At 36.0% G+C, this 19758-nt stretch carries 18 protein-coding genes; 4 read left to right on the top strand and 14 right to left on the bottom strand.

All coding sequences use genetic code 11. The features are described from left to right. Positions 1-7: 7 nt before the first annotated feature. Genes HYG87_RS07130 through HYG87_RS07140 form a run of 3 tightly spaced genes read right to left on the bottom strand, consistent with a single transcriptional unit; the run spans position 8 to position 2901 of the window. A complete protein-coding gene (locus HYG87_RS07130; RefSeq protein ID WP_211532504.1) occupies positions 8-781 on the bottom strand; it encodes an ABC transporter ATP-binding protein in 774 nt (257 codons plus the stop codon). Continuing rightward, entirely contained in the window at positions 778-1815 is a 1038-nt protein-coding gene (locus HYG87_RS07135) for a FecCD family ABC transporter permease (protein ID WP_211534248.1), read from the bottom strand. Before HYG87_RS07135 ends, HYG87_RS07130 begins: the two co-directional genes overlap by 4 nt. Before the next feature lie 15 nt (positions 1816-1830). Continuing rightward, positions 1831-2901, bottom strand: a complete 1071-nt coding sequence (locus HYG87_RS07140; protein WP_211532505.1) for an ABC transporter substrate-binding protein — start codon at positions 2899-2901, stop codon at positions 1831-1833. Between the two features lie 284 nt (positions 2902-3185). On the opposite strand from HYG87_RS07140, the gene HYG87_RS07145 reads away from it, so the two are divergent. Together HYG87_RS07145 and HYG87_RS07150 are read left to right on the top strand one after the other, a co-directional pair. Continuing rightward, on the top strand, positions 3186-4001 hold the full coding sequence (locus tag HYG87_RS07145; protein WP_211532506.1) for a DUF11 domain-containing protein: 816 nt from the start codon (positions 3186-3188) through the stop codon (positions 3999-4001). 440 nt (positions 4002-4441) lie between these two features. Then, positions 4442-5146, top strand: a complete 705-nt coding sequence (locus HYG87_RS07150) for an ABC transporter substrate-binding protein (protein ID WP_211532507.1) — start codon at positions 4442-4444, stop codon at positions 5144-5146. A gap of 206 nt (positions 5147-5352) precedes the next feature. Here the strand turns inward: HYG87_RS07150 and HYG87_RS07155 are convergent, their stop codons facing one another. The 3 genes from HYG87_RS07155 to HYG87_RS07165 form a co-directional block, all read right to left on the bottom strand. Further along, positions 5353-6417 (bottom strand): ABC transporter ATP-binding protein, encoded by a 1065-nt coding sequence (locus HYG87_RS07155; RefSeq protein ID WP_211532508.1) that lies wholly within the window; start codon positions 6415-6417, stop codon positions 5353-5355. Position 6418: 1 nt separating this feature from the next. Next, positions 6419-7105: an ABC transporter permease gene (locus HYG87_RS07160; RefSeq protein WP_211532509.1), complete on the bottom strand. Its 687-nt coding sequence runs from the start codon at positions 7103-7105 to the stop codon at positions 6419-6421. 72 nt (positions 7106-7177) lie between these two features. Further along, a complete protein-coding gene (locus HYG87_RS07165) occupies positions 7178-8104 on the bottom strand; it encodes a substrate-binding domain-containing protein (RefSeq protein ID WP_211532510.1) in 927 nt (308 codons plus the stop codon). Positions 8105-8228: 124 nt separating this feature from the next. Between HYG87_RS07165 and HYG87_RS07170 the strand changes: the two genes are divergently transcribed. Then, positions 8229-8438 (top strand): TOBE domain-containing protein, encoded by a 210-nt coding sequence (locus HYG87_RS07170; protein ID WP_211532511.1) that lies wholly within the window; start codon positions 8229-8231, stop codon positions 8436-8438. Between the two features lie 2 nt (positions 8439-8440). Here HYG87_RS07170 and HYG87_RS07175 read toward each other — a convergent pair whose 3' ends face one another. The 8 genes from HYG87_RS07175 to HYG87_RS07210 all read right to left on the bottom strand — a co-directional run bounded on the left by HYG87_RS07175 (position 8441) and on the right by HYG87_RS07210 (position 18128). Next, positions 8441-9112, bottom strand: a complete 672-nt coding sequence (locus HYG87_RS07175; protein WP_211532512.1) for a BUD32 family EKC/KEOPS complex subunit — start codon at positions 9110-9112, stop codon at positions 8441-8443. 35 nt (positions 9113-9147) lie between these two features. Next, positions 9148-11634 (bottom strand): hypothetical protein, encoded by a 2487-nt coding sequence (locus HYG87_RS07180; RefSeq protein WP_211532513.1) that lies wholly within the window; start codon positions 11632-11634, stop codon positions 9148-9150. 122 nt (positions 11635-11756) lie between these two features. Beyond that, complete coding sequence (gene fwdF, locus HYG87_RS07185; protein ID WP_211532514.1) at positions 11757-12758, bottom strand: tungsten-dependent formylmethanofuran dehydrogenase subunit FwdF; 1002 nt, start codon at positions 12756-12758, stop codon at positions 11757-11759. Between the two features lie 4 nt (positions 12759-12762). Beyond that, on the bottom strand, positions 12763-12954 hold the full coding sequence (locus HYG87_RS07190) for a 4Fe-4S binding protein (RefSeq protein WP_211532515.1): 192 nt from the start codon (positions 12952-12954) through the stop codon (positions 12763-12765). Positions 12955-13139: 185 nt separating this feature from the next. Next, complete coding sequence (locus HYG87_RS07195; protein ID WP_249164824.1) at positions 13140-13427, bottom strand: DUF2097 domain-containing protein; 288 nt, start codon at positions 13425-13427, stop codon at positions 13140-13142. 126 nt (positions 13428-13553) lie between these two features. After that, a complete protein-coding gene (locus HYG87_RS07200) occupies positions 13554-15260 on the bottom strand; it encodes a DUF128 domain-containing protein (RefSeq protein WP_211532517.1) in 1707 nt (568 codons plus the stop codon). Positions 15261-15341: 81 nt separating this feature from the next. Further along, positions 15342-16673, bottom strand: coding sequence for a type I glutamate--ammonia ligase (gene glnA / locus HYG87_RS07205; RefSeq protein ID WP_211532518.1), 1332 nt, complete (start codon positions 16671-16673; stop codon positions 15342-15344). 510 nt (positions 16674-17183) lie between these two features. Continuing rightward, a complete protein-coding gene (locus HYG87_RS07210) occupies positions 17184-18128 on the bottom strand; it encodes an IS5 family transposase (protein ID WP_211532421.1) in 945 nt (314 codons plus the stop codon). Between the two features lie 375 nt (positions 18129-18503). On the opposite strand from HYG87_RS07210, the gene HYG87_RS07215 reads away from it, so the two are divergent. Continuing rightward, on the top strand, positions 18504-19748 hold the full coding sequence (locus HYG87_RS07215) for an ammonium transporter (RefSeq protein WP_211532519.1): 1245 nt from the start codon (positions 18504-18506) through the stop codon (positions 19746-19748). The last annotated feature ends 10 nt before the right edge of the window (positions 19749-19758 follow it).

Genomic DNA, 19758 nt, shown 5'->3' on the forward strand with positions numbered 1-19758 from the left:
AATAATTCTATTTTAATGCAATACAAGCTTTTCTATCCATTATATCTATTATTTTTACATCAATACCATAAACTTTTTTCATGTTCTTTTCGTTAATCACTTTTTCTGGGGATCCCATATCAATTAAGGACTTTCCTTTCATTAAAGCTACCTTTTTAGCTGAAAGAAAAGCATGATCTGGAAAATGAGAAGACATTATTATAGATAGTCCTTTTTTAGCCAGCTGGTCAATAATGCTCAAGGTTCTGATCTGATTTCCAAAATCCAAATGAGAGGTAGGTTCATCTAAAATTAAAACCTCTGGCTCCTGAGCCAATACACGAGCAATAAAAACCAGCTGCTGCTCACCTCCGCTTATTTCTGTATATGCTTTATCCTTCATATGGTAAATTTTAAGATCTTTTAAGGATTTTTTGGCTATTTTAATATCCCGGGTTGAGGGAGAAGAAAAGGTATCAATATGGGGTGCCCTCCCCATTAGTACTACGTCTAAAACTGTAAACGGAAAGGTTGAATTATGCATCTGAGGTATATATCCCATACTTTTAGCTATTGTGGAAGCTTTAAGGCCTTGAATATTAATTCCATTCAGTGCCACTTTCCCCGAATCAAGCCGAATCAGACCATTTAAACATTTAAGCAATGTTGTTTTTCCAGCACCATTAGCACCTAAAATGCATAAAACATCCCCTTTTTTCAACTTAAAGCTTATTTTTTCAAATATATTTTCCTGTTTATTATAGGAGAATGTTCCCTCAATCATTTCCAGCAAGTAACTCATGCCCACACCTCTTTACTTTTCCTTAAAAGATAAAGGAAGAAAGGTGCACCTATTATTGCGGTTAAAATTCCCAATGGAATTTCGGTGGTGGTGATTGTACGGGCAACATTATCTATTAAAAGTAAAAAAAACGCACCTAGAATGATGCTGACTGGTAAAAGTACTTTATGATCTGGACCAACAATCATACGCCCTACATGTGGTATTACAAGTCCAATCCAGCCAATTATTCCACAAATACTCACTGCTGATGCAGTAATGATGGTACAACACAGGATTATGATTCCCTGCAGTTTTTTAGTATTAACTCCCAGGGTCTGGGCTTCTTCCTCTCCCATAGAAATTACATTTATTCTCCAGCGTATCAGTAAAAGGATAATAGATCCTATTATTATGGGGATACCCATAATGAATAAATCTTGATTATTAACTGCAGCTAAACTTCCCATTAACCAGAAAACTATGGTTTGGAGTTGCCCATAAGGGTCAGCCACATATTTAATAAGCGATAAAAGTGCTGAAAACAATGATGCAATGGCAATACCACATAAAACCAGGGTTAGAATGGACGTACCCTTGAATGTCCTTCCTAAAACATAAGTTAACCCTACAGCGGTTAAACCCCAGAAAAATGCAGAAAATTGTATCATGAATACACTTGCTGAAAATAGAATAGCAATGGCGGCTCCAAAACCAGCACCAGCAGAAACCCCTAATTTATCTGGAGAAACCAGAGGATTTTGAAATAATCCCTGGAAACAAGCACCCGCTAGAGATAAAGAACCACCAACCATCATAGCGGCCATTATACGGGGTAACCTAATGTCAAAAATGATGGTATTTACAGTAGCAGGTAAGCTAGATTCCAAAAAAAATATTTTGGAAATTAATGCTACAATTACATTATAAGGGGAAACGGGATATCTCCCAATAAGAAACGAAAAGAAGAATAAAATAATAAGTAGGATTGAAATTAAGGCGGCTGCTGATATTTGGTGCGTTCTAATTCTTTCCTGAATATTGATTTTTATCATCATATGCACCACCATTTAGAAGTCTTTTAGACCAGATTGCCTTAAAATTTCTGTAACTTCAACATCAGTAAGATTGTAATGATAAAACTCAGCATAGAATTCTTTAGTAAGGCTTTTTATATCAAGGTCTTTGAATTGGTCAGGATAAATAACTTTAGCAGTCCAAGGAATTCCAATTATGGTGTTAGCTCCTGGTGGACCCTCAAACCAGTTGAAAGGAGACTGGGGAACCAGGTATACTTCTCTGTTTTTCACTGCATCGATATTCTTCCATTGAGGATGGGAATATATACTTTCATAGAACTGGGAATCACTGGTTATGATTACCTCCGGATTCCATTTTAATATTAACTCCATGGAAACTCCCACTCCTCCTTTTGTTATAGGAGCTTCCACTACATTCTTACCTCCGCACATAGTTATTAGATTGGCATGCTGAGCACCAGGGGCATAAGTCTTTAAACCATCAGGGTCTTTTCCATAATAAACTTTTTTTCTTTCAGCTTCAGGAATAGATGCAATTGTACCATTTACCTGACTTAAAACTTTATCATGGAAATTTATAAGCTTTCTTGCTTTTTCAGGCTCTTGCAAAATGTCTCCCATAAACTCAATCGAAGGGATGATGCTGGTTAAATTATTATCCCCTTCTACATCCAATACCGGTATCTGGCCAAATTTATGTTGTATTTCTTCCACAATTTCTACAGTACCTCCATGCCCCACCAGGATGATGTCTGGATGAGCAGAAATAATGGACTCATAATTCGCATCTTTTTTTCCACCGCCCAAAACAGGGAGATTTTGATATTCTGGAGTCATGTACTGATTTTCTTTTTCTCCTCGACCAGTATCCCATCCTACCATCTTATCTGGAGCAAGCATGTAAAGCTGGACTGTGGTTGAAGAACTCAGTGAATACACTTTGCTTATATTTGAAGGCACGGGAACTTTTCTGTCTAACATGTCTGTAATATGATTACTTTCACCATAACCCTGGGGGTCCTGGGTTAAAAATGATCCAATAAAACCGACAGACATGAGAAATATTATCAATGATGCCATTATGATTTTTTTAGTTACCATGAAAACGACTCCTAAAATAGATTTTTCTTATCGATATGAATTTATAAACTTATTGAAATTTAACTTTATTTTACACAATGAATGCCTTAAATCACTTTATCATATAAATTATCAGTATCGATATGTATATATATACATTACTAAAAAACTAAAATAATACTCATGGAGAATTTTGCATAATTTAAATGAGGAGAAGGTAGATGAAACAAAATCAACTTAAAAAGATGTTAAAACTTATTATAGATTCAACTATTCCTTTAATTAATCAAATTGGGGTTGAATGAATGAATAAATCAATAATTAAGTTTTTATTAATCATAATAATAGTCTCCTCCATATCTGGATTGACTTTCGCATCAGAATCAGACAGTATAAATGAAACTTCTAATGGAACCAGCAGTGGAAAAGCCAGTGCTAAAATTAGCATCAATTTTGATAGAAGTGAAGCAAAAGTAGGAGATACAGTAATTATCACTGTTGCTATTATCAATGATGGAAATATAGATTTAACCAATATAATGGTTTTAGTACCCTTGCCCGAAGGCTTACAGTATTTATCACATGCAACTGATACTAGTAAGGCACTTTACTCCGCTGCGGGAGTATGGGATGTGGGAAATTTAAGAACAACTTCCCGATTGGGGGGAGTTAAATATCTCTATCTCACTGCAAAGGTACTACCTTCTGCGGAGGGGAAAAATCTGATTGCCAATGCAAGATATTTGAGTATTGAACCAGAATCTACTGATACTAATTTTCAAAAACCTGGCACGGCCAGCTCTACCTTGAGAATTGAAATAATCGAAGAAAGCGGGAATGGGAATGCCACGGGAAATGGAACTGGCAACATGACTGGAGGAAATAGTAGCACGGGCAATAATCAAGCCATCATCAACGAACTTAAAAATACCACATCAAAAGGTGGTTTGGAAACTTTAAAGGACTTGAGCAATCTTCAAAATGAAGGAAAAGCATATGAAGTAACTAATGATACTTCTTCAACTCCCTCTAATGATCCCGGATCAATCTATGCCATAATAACCGGATTTATATTCTCGCTACTAATATTAGTAGGATATTTCAAAGGAGTCAGGGGATAATAATATTATTTACAACTTTCACGGTTTTAGTTTTCAATAGAGGGTCATGGATTTTAAGAGTAGCCCCGGGTTAATCAAAATTGACTAATAAACTCTTTAATTTCATGATGTACTTGATTATAACCCGGAGGGTTGTTTATGAAACATACCTCTTATGGATTAATACTAAATTTGATAAGATTATTTGAGCCATATCCAAACAGGATTCTTCTAAATCATGAAAATGACAAAGCAAGTTAACTATCTACTCTAACTAAGAAAATGCACGGAATTAATAAATTCTTCGCAATGGGAATACATACGGGGAATACTTTGCCTCTTAAATTCTTTTAAGGCCCATTTAAAAATTTTAATAACAGGGAATCTATCATCCTATCTCAGGGGGATGGATTATGATTAGTCGATTTATTGTTTTAATAATCAATAATCAGGGGATTAAAATGAGTATATACATTGGAATAGATGATACTGATAATTTAAATTCTAGAGGAACAGGAAGACTAACCAGAGCAATAGCTGCCGAAATTTCTAATATATGTCCGGTAAAAGGTGTAACCAGACATCAGCTTTATTATCATCCGGACATACCCTATACTTCCCATAACAGCTGCGGGGTTATCCATGTCGAATCAGAAGATGAAGAACTGGTTCCCCACCTCTTCAAACTAGCTCGGGAAGAAATACTTAATGATTTTATTGAAGGCAGTGACCCTGGTTTAGTAGTAGCTCACCATAGCCAAATTTTACCTCCACTAGTGGCTTATGGAATCGATGCCAAGTCTACTATTTTAAATCAGGAAAAGGCCAGGTTACTGGCTGGGAATTTAGGAATACTTTTGGAAGGTTTGGGAGGAACTGAAGATGGGGTAATTGGAGCATTGGCAGGTGTTGGCCTGGCCTTTAATAAAAATGATGGAAGATTTTTACAAATTGGAAATATAAGGGAACTTACTGGCACGCAAAGCGTGGAAAACTTACTAAAAGCAGGTGTGGAAGCGATTTTCACTACAGACGGACAGCAGATACTCGAAGGAGATATTTTCAATGAAGAGAATAAATCAGTTAAACCCTGTCCGGTAAATGGAAGACCGGTTTTATTTGTAGAACATATAAATGGGTGCTTAAAAGCAGTCAAAAGGAATTAATGAGGTATCTCTTTAAATTTCTATTTAAAATGCATAATGATAATGGATATCTCCTTTGCTACTTTAATTATTAAATGAAGATTAAATAAAAACACGCGTTGATTATCGTTTCTAAAATTTAATTAAGTCTTATTTAAAAATAAAGAGAATAATCTCTTTTAATTCATATTTTCTCTGATTTTATGTATAGGTATTAATTCATATTTTCACTGAAAAAGATGAACTGCAGTTGCTTTGAATTCCATCCATAGTTCAGATCCGATATTGATTTTCATATCCAGGAAGGACTTGCGGGTCATATAAACTGTGAATAATTCTTTTTCTGCTTCTATTTTAAGATGGATAAGAGCCCCTTCATCTATAATTTCAACCACTTTTCCTTTTATTTCATTCAAAGAACTGGTTTTAACTTTATTACATGATAAAGTAATATCTTCAGGACGTATTGATACAAATACCTCGCCTTCTATTTGTTCTGAGGAATAAATGTCGATATTTCCACTTTTTATAAGTGTCAATCCTTGTGGCTCTTTACGGGCATGGCCTTTAATTACATTTTTCACGCCTACAAAGTCCGCCACAAATTGATTTTTAGGTTTTCTAAAAACATCCTCAGGTTTTCCTATCTGGAAAATTTTTTGATTTAATATGGCAATTTCATCTGAAAGGCGCTGGCCCTGAACCAGATCGTGGGTGGTCATAATTATGGTGGTATCCCTTTCTTTTTTAAGTTGCAGAATTAAGGACTCTATTTTTTCACGGGACAGGGGATCCAGGTTGGAAGTAGGCTCATCCAGAAGAACTAAATCTGGTTCGGTAACTAGCACTCTGGCCAGGGCCATTCTTTGAGATTCACCCCCGGAAAGGCTACTTGCATTTTGATGCGCATAATCTTCCATTCCCAGTAATTCTAAATTTTGGTAAACCTTATTTTGTATATATTCCTTATCATAACCTCTGATATTCAATCCATATGCTACATTATCATATACGGTTCCTTTAAAGGCCAGGGGCTTTTGGAATACCATCCCCATTCTACGACGAATATGCAGATTTCTTTTTTTTTTTGAAATTTCATGGCCATCAAATATGATTTTACCTGATGATGGAGTTTCTAAAAGATCAATTAGACGCAATAAAGTCGTTTTACCACAGCCGGTAGGACCAATCAATCCCAGGTTGATCCCGGTTTTTACCTTTAAATTGATATCCTCTAGAATAGTTTTGGATCCATATTTTTTATTCAGATTTTCTATTTCCAGCAGGTACATACTATTTCTCCTGGATGTAATTCAGTATCAGGTTGATTATAAGTGCAATAACCAGTAAAATTATTCCTAACGCTATTGAAAGAGCTATATTCCCCTTGGAAGTTTCAAGAGATATGGTAGTGGTTATGACTCTGGTGAATCCTCTTATATTTCCACCTATGAGCAAAGCCACTCCCACTTCCGATATAGCCCGACCAAAACCCAGTATTATAGCACCTATAAGGGCGTAACGGGCTTCTTTCATAATGGTGTAAATGGTCTGAAAATCACTTGCCCCTAAAGATAAGGCCAGGTCTTCTATATTTTTTTGAACTCCACTTAAGGAGTTAATGGTAAATCCAACCAGTAAAGGAAGTATAAGTATACTTTGACCAATAATCATACCGGTGGGGGTGAACAATAGGTTGAATCCACCAAATATACCTGAACGGGATAACAAAAGAAACACAAAAAGCCCCACCAGCACGGTAGGCACACTATAAAGGGTCTGAATCATATTTATTAGTCCTCTTTTACCCTTAAATGCTTTGAAATGAATCAATCCTCCCAGGGGAACTCCGATTAAGGTGGCAACCAGGGTAGAAGATAAGGAAATATATAGAGTACGCAATGTAATTTCGACCATTTCCGGGTCTAATGTGATTATGAGATTAATAGCTTGATAAATACCGTCTATAACAGGGCTCAACAAAATCACCAAAAAGCTAATTTAATAAAAAAAGTTAGAAAGGGATATGATTTCCCTTTTATTTAAATATATTTAAGCTGCTAGTTCAGATTGTCCTACTAAAAATGAACTAAATAATGCAGTAGGCTCTGGACCACCATTTAATGCAGTAAACAAATTTTGACCGTATTCTTCTACTCCAAACTCTGCAATAATCTTCTGTCCTTCACTGGATAGTAAAAATTCAACCAGCTTGTTGGCAGCATCATTATTGGTAGTAGAAACCTTATCGGGGTTCATAGGGATAGCAGAATAAACATTTAATAAATCAGGGCTTTCTGTAATAAGGGCCTCCAGACTTATTTTATCTTTAAAGGCTAAAAATGTTCCAGAATCTGATATGGTGTAGGCTTGCTTTTCATCAGCTATGGTTAGAGTATCCCCCATTCCCTTACCACTTTCCACATACCATGGAGCATTCTGGACGGTATTGTTATAATCGAGTCCTGCGGCTTTCCAGATTTTTTTCTCACGGGAGTGGGTACCTGAATCATCTCCTCTGGATATAAATTCAACGGCTTCAGGGTCTTTTTCACCTTCTTCCTGTATTTTTTCAAATGCTTCAGCTGCATCCATGCCTTTTATATCGGCGGGGTCATTGGAAGGCCCCACGATGTAGAAATAATTGTAAGCAAAAGGATTTCTTTTAGTTCCTATCCCCTCTTCAATTAATTCTTCTTCACGGGCTTTATCATGCACCAGAATTATATCTGCATCACCATTTTTACCATATTCGATGGCTATACCGGTACCACCAGATATTACTTGCATATCAATGTTAGGGTACTTTGCTTCAAATGCGGCTTCTATTTCTTCTAATAATCCAGTGTCTTCTAAGCTGGTGGTGGTGGCTACAACAAGGACCTCTTTTCCATCCATTGCACCACTGTATACATAGGTTCCAACACCCAGTAAAACCACTATTAATATTAAAACTGCTGCTAATAGTCGGTTATTCATTTAATACCTCCTGTCATATTAAAACTATATATTTTCGACATGTAATATTTATACATATCGCCTTGTGATGATGTAAAAATAATTTTATATCCTTCACTAAACATAATTATAAATGGTGTATAAAATGCAAATTAGTGCCAGAAATGCAATAAAAGGGAAAGTGGTTAAGGTGGATGTTGGTGCGGTAAATGCTACTATAAAAATCGAAGTAGAAGCTCCCCACACTATAACGGCCACTATAACTAAAGAATCTGTGGAAGAATTGAAGATAACTGAAGGCGAAGAAGTAATGGCTATTATCAAATCCAGTGAAGTCATGGTAGCTAAAAAATAGTACTAGTGCTCTAAACTATCTTTTTTTAATTTTCTTCTTTTTTTGGCATTTTTGAAACTTTGATTAATGAATTTTTCTAAGTGGGATATTTTGTTTCCAGAACAATTTTCATAGGCTGTTATGAATTTTTTAATCATTTCCCATCTGCCCGGATCCTTTGAATGGACGTCCAGTATAAAAAAACAAATTTCTCCCAGGTCAAGGCGAGGATCGCCGTAAATCTCTTCTTCAAAGTCAAGGCCATATATTCGATTTTTAAAATAAATAAAATTCCTTAAATTACAGTCTCCTTTTAAAAAAACATATTTTTTATTTTTTGAAGGAATGTTGTGAATTTTATGCATCCATTCTGCTAATGCTACAATCCAGGAACCCTTATTAATATTTAATCCCAGTTCACTTACAGGGGTTCCAGGAATATATTCTATTATTATGAAATTAAGGTTAGTTAAAATTAAAGAAGGTACGTTAATTTGATATCTCTGAAGCATATTTAAGATTCTGCTCTCTGTTTTAATTTTTTCTAATGGTTCGGGTTCAGAATAAAATTTTATAACCACGGGTTCTGAATGAAATCTTCCTGATTTTAATAAAAATACATGATTGCGGCGACTGAAGAACTTATTCATTGAATTATCCGGATTATTATTTCTTAATTTATTAATAGAACGCATAATAATCAAAATAAAAAAATGTAAGCAGGATAAACCTACTTACCTAATCGTTCGGATTTTTTAATGGCTGCGATGACACTGCTTTTTCCAAAGTACAATCCTACTCCTATAATTGTAATAAAAATTACAATTAAAAGAGTATATAGTGGGATACCACTACTGGCTGAGGATGTAATAGGGTCAGTTTTTGTATTAGCAGCTTCAGTTGATAGTTCATCATTGCTGATATTTTCTGTAATTGCATTAACAATTGAAGGGATTTGACTATAGGCATTTTCTGTATTTCCAATTAACTGATTATCTGGATTTATCAGGTAATCATCTCCTGAATCTATAGGATCTGTGATTGGGTCAGTTGTAGGGTCTGTGGGATCTGCGATTGGGTCTGTGGGATCGTTTATGGGTATTTCATATTCCTGAATAAACAATACCGGATCTCCACCTGCAGACAACATTTTACTTAACTCCGTTTGAGTTATTGGTATTTCTCGAAGTACACTGAATGCATCTAAAGATTCCGCATACCTTGATTGTCCCGGAAATGCTGATTCAATATACCATAACGCCCAGTACATGGTCCGATAATAATAATTATTAGGCCCAAAATCCTGGTCTTGCATAGTATTAATAATGCTACGATCCATATTCAGTAGCAGAGCTGTACCGGTCTGACTAAAATCATCCCATATTACGAATATTCCAGCTAGATTAGGATTCAAAGCATAATTGGATAATCCCATAGTATAGTAAGTTCCTAATGCGGCCGATACTCCTAAAGAATCTTTTATGACCTGTTCTTTACAATGTGCTGGAATACTAATTGTCATGTATTTTTGACCCGGTGCTAAAGGGTAATTAGTCAATACATAATTGGCTATTAAATATCCCTGAGATAAACCAGATCCTGGACATCCTCCACCTACACCTGATATTTGATAGTTGTAGGGGGTTTGAATAGCCCACTGATTGGCAAGGCTTATGATATAGTAGTCCTGCTGGAAATAAGGATTATCTGCTTCGCCACCAGAAAAAACTTTAGACATAGCCTGGGCATGTTTATCATTCTTTAAAGCTTCCCCGGAAATATCATAAACAGGGCTGATTTCTAAATTTCCATTGATATATTTCACAATCACTGCATTTAACTGACCATTTAATTCTTTTTTAATGAAAGTAAACCATAATGGTTGCCAAATCGCTCTTTTCAAATTCATTAGATTATCCATTGTAGTTCCAGTAATGCTGCTTAATCCATCCAAAGCACCTTGGGTTGAATAGCCATTTAAAAGCACAAAGCCGGCAGAACTTATTACTCCTAAATTAGAATCTCCTTTCTGATAATCTAATGCACTTTGCGCCATTAAAGCGGCATTTTTTCCCATGGAATACATTTGATCATAGTTTACCTGAGTAACAATGTTTTCTATTAGATAGGTATGGGTTTTATTGGACATATAATTGTCCAGGTAGTCCATATCAATTCCATTGGCCCATAAATAATCAAAATCATCCTTATTCATTTGTTTTAACATTTCTACCTGTATTAATGAACCGGGATCATTATTTAATTTATCTAAGAGCCAGCTATTGAACTGAATTTCGCTGATTGTTCCTTTTATTAAGCGGATACCATTTTCTGTTTCGAAAACATTTTCCAATTGGGAAGAACTCATTAAAGCCAAAACACCGTTCTGGGTTAATCTGTTCCACCACATATAAGCGGCTTGATTAGGGTTACCATTATCCATAGCCATGTAATTGAAGTAAGTTACTCTATTACTATCTCTTACCCATTTTAATGGACTTAACTCTAGCAAATATTCTGGGACATTATCATCCCCTCCTCCTGGAGTAGTAATCACATGATAAGACTCTTCAGCACTTAGCAGAGGATAGTTATCATAGAAACTTTTAGACATTACATATCCACTAATTAGTCCTTGTGATACACCTCCACTTGATCCCGCTATTTTTAGAAGATCAATTGGTGCACCTGAAGCCCAAGCATTGGCAATGCTGATTATTTCAAACGAATTTTTTCCAAATACATGTTCTAATTCGTTCCACTGAGAAGAACTGATGTAACTACTAATTTCAACTGGTTTTCCTGAAGAGAGTGTAAATGAAGAATCAGTACTAATGACTTTGTATTGCTTTGCCATTATTTGGGTTCCTTTTTTAGCCACGAATGTAAAGGATAAGTCGCCTAATGGATCTAAAAGACCTATTAAATTTCCTTTTCCAGTTGTTATCTTCTGGCTATTTGGTAATTCACTGGTAGTGTCAATTATGGCCTGTAAACTATTTTCAGTGGTTAAATCATTTAAGAATGCGGATCCTCCATTTGATATGCATAAAACGTCATCTGCATTTGAATAACCTAAATCTGGATCAGAAATAGCATCTTGAGTTATTAATTCTCCTATGGTGTATGGTTCTGCTGCAGAAACTGTTCCACATATTGATATTACTGCAAGGAATGCCATTGCAATAAATAAATACTTATTTTTAAAGCTTTTCACATTTTCACCTCCTTTTAATGAAATAAAATAATATTATCGATATGCATATTTATACATATCGATTATCAATAAAAGTTGGATGCAATTAAAATAAAAATTAAAAAGAAATAAAAAAAGAAATATCAGGATTTAAGACTACTAAAACGGGCATTCCATGCCTTGGAACGTACATTTGTTAGATTTAAATCCTTTCGTTTAATAGATATTCCTTTTTGTGGACAAACTCGGCTACAAGCCCCACATAAAACACAAAACTGAGGATTGATATAAGAATGATTATCTACCATACTAATTGCATTACAGGAACAAACATCTGCGCAGGCATGGCATGAATCTCCTTTACATTCAAATTCTTCTTCAAAAAATATTTCTCCAGAAAAAGGCTTGGTAATATGTGCAGCTTCTACTGGACAAATTTCCTGACACCAGCTACAATTTATACATTTTTCTTCATCCATTACGATGTTACCCGATATTTGGGGATCAGGAATTTCATCGGAATACATGCAAGTGGTGCAAACAATTTTTATGGCATCTTGAGGACATATCCTTCGGCATATACTGCAATAAATGCACTTAGATTCGTTTATCTTTGTGGAAGTACCAATAGATGGGTTACTTGAGTCGGGATTAATTTTTTCAATATTTATGGCATCTGCCGGGCAGGATTCTTCACACATGCCACAGAAAATACATTTATCCTGGTTTACTTCTGTCTCACCACTAACCAATTCTTTTCTATCAGGTAAAGTCCTATTCATAAAAATAGCGTCTCTAGGACATGCTGTACTGCATTTTCCACAATAAATGCATGTTTCTTCATCAATTTCAGAGCTATGGTTCCATTTAGGATACATATCCATGTTACGACTGTTTTCACCATCAATAGTAAATTTTAATGCATCAAAAGGGCAAGCAGAAGCACATAATCCACATAAACAACATTTGTTATTATCAATGGCCACTAAATCTCCTTGCAAAATTCCCCGGGCAATAGGCAACAAGGGACCTGTTCTCAGAGCATTGGTAGGACATATATCTACACATATCCCGCATCCTAAACACTTTGAATTTCGATGCTCCAGGCAACGGGTTTCTTTACCTTTTCTTTCAATTTTAGGCATTTTATCAGTCCTTAACTATTGCTTGATTGGGACAATTTTGAATACATAGATCGCAATCATCACAATTTTCTTCAATAAGAACTATATGGTTGCTATCACTTTCTAAGGCACCTTTTTCACATAATTTTATACATAAACCTTCTCCAGGGCAGGAACTAATTCCACCACATTTATCTTGATCAATTTTGACTGGCAAATGATTACCTCCTTAATCGTTTATATCAGAATATACGAACTGCATATATAAACATATCGATAATAAAAAAATAATATTTCAGTCGGTGGCATGTCTGTTAAGAAAACCAGTTATCAAGGACACCACCACAAAGCTTATTATTATTAACCCCAGAACTTGAATAGCCATTTCCACAATATCACCCTTTAATCGTCTTTAGCTTCTAAAATACATATACTGTCGGCACATTCATGTTCCAATTCAATCAGATCTTTTTTAAGTTTATTAACATCTATGGTGGTTAAACCTTTTATGATCTCACTATCAATTTTTATCTGAATAACACCTTCATTGTTGTTAATAACGGTCCCAGGAATATATACTCTTCCAATGGATAACCGTACTTCATCTCCTGATTTGACTTCATCTTTAATATAATGGCAAATTTCATCACAAGTAGCACTAACATTTTCCTTTTTTTTCAAAGTTATCACCTGATAAATATATGCTTATATTTTATTTATTCAACTATTTAAAACATGCCATATGGAATAAAAAAAGATTATCATGTCTTTTTTAATGAATTAAGAAAATATCTAATGAATAAAAAAGATATTGCTCTATAATTCCTCCATATCTCTTAGCTCAAGTAAAGTTTCAACTGCTTTAGGCTGAATATTTATTCCCTTCTCTTTGATTGCAGCTATGGGATTTAAACCACCAGGAGTTACAATCCCTACCCGATACCTCTCTACTTTAGCATTATAGACCAGTTCGCTGGGCTCCCCTACTTTGGAAATGGATAACCCAATATCTTCAATTTGCTTTAAAATATCCAGTGCCTGGGGTCGTGCCAGGTAGGGTATTTCCTTTAAACTGGCTAAAATACGCCCTATTCCTTTTAATGACTCATTTACTTCAGTCATATCCTTGGAAATATATATTTCATGCGGATCCAAAGAAGAACCACTATACGCTGTCAGTTCTACAAATCGAGGGCCTTTCTTTTCAATTTCTAAAATTCCTCCATATTTGGGAACAGACATAATTCCATTTTTAATTAAAATACCATCCACACTCAAACTGCAGATAGTGGCGATGCCCTTCTTGCTTTTGTCATCTGGATGAGAAATCACTTTAAAGAATCTGCTGGTGCAGTATTCCGGGCTGATTTTATATACATTATTGATTATTTCCAGAGCATCATCCAGATCATAATTATCCACATAAGATATATTGGCAATCAAGTGACCTTTTTGTGATTCCGGATCAAAATCAACATTCTGTATAAGATTCCAGGCTTTGGATAATAAAAAACGAACTTTGTGGCCGGTTTCAGGACCAGAAGACTTTATAACATTATTAACATCCGTTATTTTATTCATTTCCTGCAAATCCAGTAAATTTTCAGCAAGTTTAATATTAACTGCAAATCCTGCCTCTTTAGCAGCACATAATGGAGCTATTCCTCCGGTTATAGCTATTCCAACCATGTTATCTTCTACAGGAATTCCCAAAACATTTTCCCCATCCTTACCCATTTTAAGAAGTCCGGATATTCCTATTTTTTCCAGATTCTGGAATAATTCTACAGCCCGGGATCTTGATTGAGCAGGTATTACTCTGAAGTTGGCAGGAACCATCCCGCTTCCGCTAGTTGCAACATCCAAAACGGAAGTCATCTCTTTGGCATTGAATGCCTCCAAAGGAGTCATGGAAGTTTTTTTGTAGGCAATCAATTCTGTAAATCTCTGGGGTATGTAATCTTTTACCTTAACCAGCCCTCCATACTGAGGGATTACCGGTATGCCTGCACCTAATAATAGACCATCAATGGTGGTTCCACAAACTGTTTTTAGCAGTATTTCCTGGCTTGAAATATCGTCTTCTAAGGGTTCATCAATTTTTACAAAAGAACTAACTGCCAGACCCTTTTCAAATACTTCCTTCAGGGTTTCCATAGCCTGGTCTTCTAAAAGAATACTGGAAGTATTCACCACCACTTTACCATGACCTGTTAAAGGGTCTAAGGTAGTCTGGTAAATCATACTTTCAAATTTAGAAAATATAAAATCAACTTGATCGTAAACAAGGCCTTTTTTTAATTCTTTATGCCCGTCTGCGGTTATTTTTCTACCAGCGTATCCCATACGCTCTGTAAAACCTTTTTCGTCCAGGATGCGCATATGGTAACGTACTGCACGCTCTCCCAGATTATAACCTTTTTTTTTAAGTTCTTCCGCGATGGTTTTTGCTCCCAGAACCTGCTCTTTCTCAGAGAGTATTCTCAGAATTTCCATCATCTTACGGTCTGTTTCATCTGGCATCTATTCACCAACCATACATTATGGGCGGTGGTATTTAAAATTAACATAAAAAAATTTAAAAAATAAGTATAAAAAATGGGGTTAGATAGATAGGTAACGGTCTAACTCATACTGGAAGACCTGTACCCGGTAATCATCCCATTCTTTATGTTTAAGTTTCATGAAATTTTCAAATACATGATTTCCTAAAGAGGATTTAACCACTTCATCTGCTTCCAGGGCATGATATGCTTCCCATAAGCTGGATGGTAACACATCTATTCCCATCTGGCTTAATTCATCCATACTCTTTCCAAATACGTCAATTTCAGTTGGCTCTCCGGGATCAATCTTGTTTTTTAAACCATCCATACCTGCTTCTAAAACTGCAGCAAAAGCTAGATATGGATTACAGGATGGATCAGGCATTCTTAACTCCACACGGGTACGTTTTCCACGTGATGCTGGAATCCGGATAAGTGTGGATCTGTTTTTAAGACCATAGGCCACATATACTGGGGCCTCGTATCCAGGTACTAAACGTTTGTAAGAGTTGACAGTAGGGGCACAAACAGCAGCCAGAGCTTTGGAGTGTTTTAAAAGACCTCCTGTAAAATGCAATGCCTCCTGGGATAACTGGGTTTCAGTGTCGGGATCATAGAATATGTTTTCACCGTTTTTAAACAGGGACTGGTTTATGTGCATACCGCTTCCATTTTCTCCAAAGAATGGTTTGGGCATGAAGGTCACATAGTAGCCCATGTTGTCGACAATGGCTTTTATGGCTTGTTTGAAGGTGATTACTGCATCAGCAGTCTTTAAAGCCTTATCAAACTTAAAATCAATTTCGTGTTGCCCGGGAGCTACTTCGTGGTGAGATACTTCTATATCAAATTCCAATGCTTCTAAATCCATTACCAGTTTTCTTCTAAAGTCAGTTCCTTGATCTACTGGTTCTACATCAAAATAAGCACCATTATCATGAGGGATTATATTTCCTTCTTCGTCCTGATCTATAATGAAGAATTCTGGTTCAGGTCCCACATTGTATTCATATCCCTGTTTTCTTACTTTTTCTAAAGCATTTCTCAGGACATACCGGGGATCTCCTTCAAAAGGTTTTTTGCCATCTGGCCAGTATACATCACATATAAATCTGCAGGTACCTCTCTCATCTGGCCTCCAGGGAAGGGTGGAGAAAGTATCAGGGTCGGGTTTTAAGATAAGATCGCTGTCATTAATGTCAACGAATCCCGAAACAGAAGAACCATCAAACAACAGTCCTTCTTCTATAATATCTTCTATCTGATCTGGCCTTAAAAGAGGCACAGCCATATTTTTAGGGGTTCCGTGTATATCCACGAACTGAAGACGTACGAATTTGACATTGCAGTCTTCCATTTTTTTAATTATCTGTCCTATTTTATCTGACATTCATTTTCCCTCCGTAAATTCTATGATTTACAGATAAGTTTCGCCGGAAAGATGTTTCCTTTTTCTTACATATAAATGTTTTGAAAACCACATTCAGGGGGTTTTAAGTAATATATTTCATCTTAGTATACTGCTATTCTATGGATTACATTTAAATATTTTTCAATATATTATATTTACTTTACTCTAATTAAAACTATATGCCCATATTTATTAAAAAATGTTTATATATTCTTAAAAAATACTGAAATATTTTCATTTAACTTATAGACTTACCTTAACCCTAAAATTTATTATTTGCTTACAAATTTGGTGCCACTTTTATTATTAAAATTGAAAATAAAAGAAATTTCCATTTAGTATATCAAGAGAATTTCTATTAACTTTGTTTTTTTAATTTATTTATTTTTGTTTTGTAATTTTTTAGTTATTTTTATATTTTTTTAGGGCTTTTTAGTTCTTTTTTTCTATTTTATCCACTATTTCAGGGTTTTTTGGGGTTAGCGTTCGCTAGGTTGTGTTTATTTTTTGCAGGGTTTTTAGTTGTAGTAAGTTGTAACAGAAGCATGAAAACAGGTTTTTGGTGTGTACTCTGAGTGTAGTGGTTACTAAATGGTGACCTGACTTGAATATGTTTTTAATTACGGCGTAAGGCCGTTCGCCGGCGGATCTTTTTCGGGTGATTCGCTTGTTGCGATTTTTATCCCGGATTCCCAATGGATGTGCACGCACTGCACGTTTCATAGTGGCATCATATCCTTTGCAGGCTGCTCCGAAGTATCCACGGTCTCGATAAACTACTTCACCAGGTTTGCTGAGGTCAATTTGACTATCATGGATCTCAGCCGTTGTAGTTTCCAGTCTACGTATCAAATCATAATCCTTATCGGCCAGTGTATGTAATTTATATCCAAAATAGGATTTACCGCCTTTTTTAGACCATTCTCCTTCTTTATTACGTCTGGTTTTGGCTTCAGGTCCACGAGGTTCATTAACTCTTTGATGACCAGGATCAGCTGTAATGAAAGTAGCATCCTGTATAACGCCTTCTTTGACCTTTAGTCCCTTGGAATCGATTTGTCTTTGCAGTTCTTTCCATATATATTCGTCTTTACCAGTATCAATTAATCGTTCTCTGAATGCCCAGACCGTGGAACGGTCTGGGATTCTTTCAGGGAATCCTAAGAACTTTTGAAAGGATATTCGATCGTTAGCTTGTCTTTCAAGCTCAGGATCAGATAAACCATACCATGATTGCAAAACCAACATCTTTATCATAACTATTTCATCATTATTAGGCCTACCACCACGTTCAGACTGATTATAATACATATCTCGAATAACAGGTCTGAAAGCTTCCCAATCAATAAGAGGATCAATCTCAGCAAGCTTATCACCCAGCTGTTTCACGCGATCATACTGCTTATTCATGAAATAATTCTCAAAAGACTTCATAATACTCCTATAACCATAAAACTATATAAATATATACCTAAACCCCATTAAACACATTAAAATCACGAATTCAACTTCCTCAAAATTTAAAAGAATTAAAAATCAAGAGATAATAGAAATTCTCTCAAATTATTTTATCTATATCTGTTAATTATTAAGAAAGAATCTTAATTTTAGATTTATTTATTAAAATTTTATTGTGGTATCAGGATCAATGCCCTAACCGAAACTTTTATATACCATGGACAACTTTTTTAGTATATCGGAATAAGGCTTCCGGTATCCGCAAAAACTTGAAGCCTGATTTTCTCCGAAATATAGAATTATCATACTATTGACTTTGTATTTCAAAAATTTTAATTATGGAGGTTCAAAATGGCAACAGCAGAAATAATTGGTAGCGCTACAGATGTAAACTCCATTGTAGCAGCTTTAAATACCATAGCTAATTCCAATGATGTCCTCTTCCTGGTTGTATTTGGAGCCCTTGTGTTTATGATGCAGTGGGGATTCCTGATGCTGGAAGGTGGACAGGTTAGGAAAAAAAATGTAAACAACGTGATGATGAAAAACGTAGCCGACTGGCTAATTGGATGTGTGAGCTTTTTACTTATAGGTTACGTACTTACCACATCTCTGGATCCATCAGCATTTACGGCCTGGTGGGGTAAAATATTTGGAACCGCATCATTTTTAGCAGATAATGGATTGGAACTGGCGACCTGGTTCTTTGGTCTGGTATTTGCTGCAACTGCGGCCACCATTGCTTCTGGTGGTGTTGCGGAGAGAATGAAACTTAAATCATACTTAATTGCTTCAGCAATAATCACGGGATTATTATACCCCCTATTTGTGTACATCGGACCATGGGGATCAGAACTTCTGGTTTTCCACGATTATGCCGGTAGTATAATGGTACATGCTCTGGGTGGGTTCCTGGCACTGGGATTAATCATTGCCCTGGGTCCACGTATAGGAAGGTATGTTAAAGGAAAAGCCATACCTATGCCGGGTCACAGTATACCTATGGCCATGTCCGGTGCATTCATCCTGGCAGTAGGATGGTATGGTTTCAATGTAGGTAGTTCTCTGGCAGTAGGAGAAATATCTGGCCTGGTAGCTGCAACCACCACTCTGGCCATGGCGGGAGGGGGATTAGGAGCACTTTTAGCATCTAATAAGGATGTTCTCTTTACTCCTAATGGTCTGGTAGCAGGTCTGGTAGCAATATGTGCCGGTACTGATATTGTAAGCCCTATTGCTGCTCTGGTAATTGGTATAATAGCAGGTATACAGGTGCCTCTGGTCTTTAAATTCCTGGAGAAAAAAGGTATTGACGATGTTTGTGGTGTAGTCTCTGTGCATGGAACTGCAGGTATAATTGGAGCTATATGTGCCGGTATATTTGGTTCAGCGGCATTAGGTGGAAGTGGAGACGTAAGTCTCATAAACCAATTAATAGCAGTGGTAGTAGTGGTACTCTATGGTACCGGTTTCGGACTGTTACTGGGTAAAGTAATAGGCTACTTCACTGGAGGAATACGTGTAACTGCAGAAGAAGAGAAATTAGGTTTGGATTTAGCTGAACACCATCTATCAGCTTATCCTGAAGAAGACTAAAAGGAGGTAT

The sequence above is a fragment of the Methanobacterium alkalithermotolerans genome (assembly GCF_018141185.1).
In the GTDB taxonomy this organism is placed as follows: domain Archaea; phylum Methanobacteriota; class Methanobacteria; order Methanobacteriales; family Methanobacteriaceae; genus Methanobacterium_F; species Methanobacterium_F alkalithermotolerans.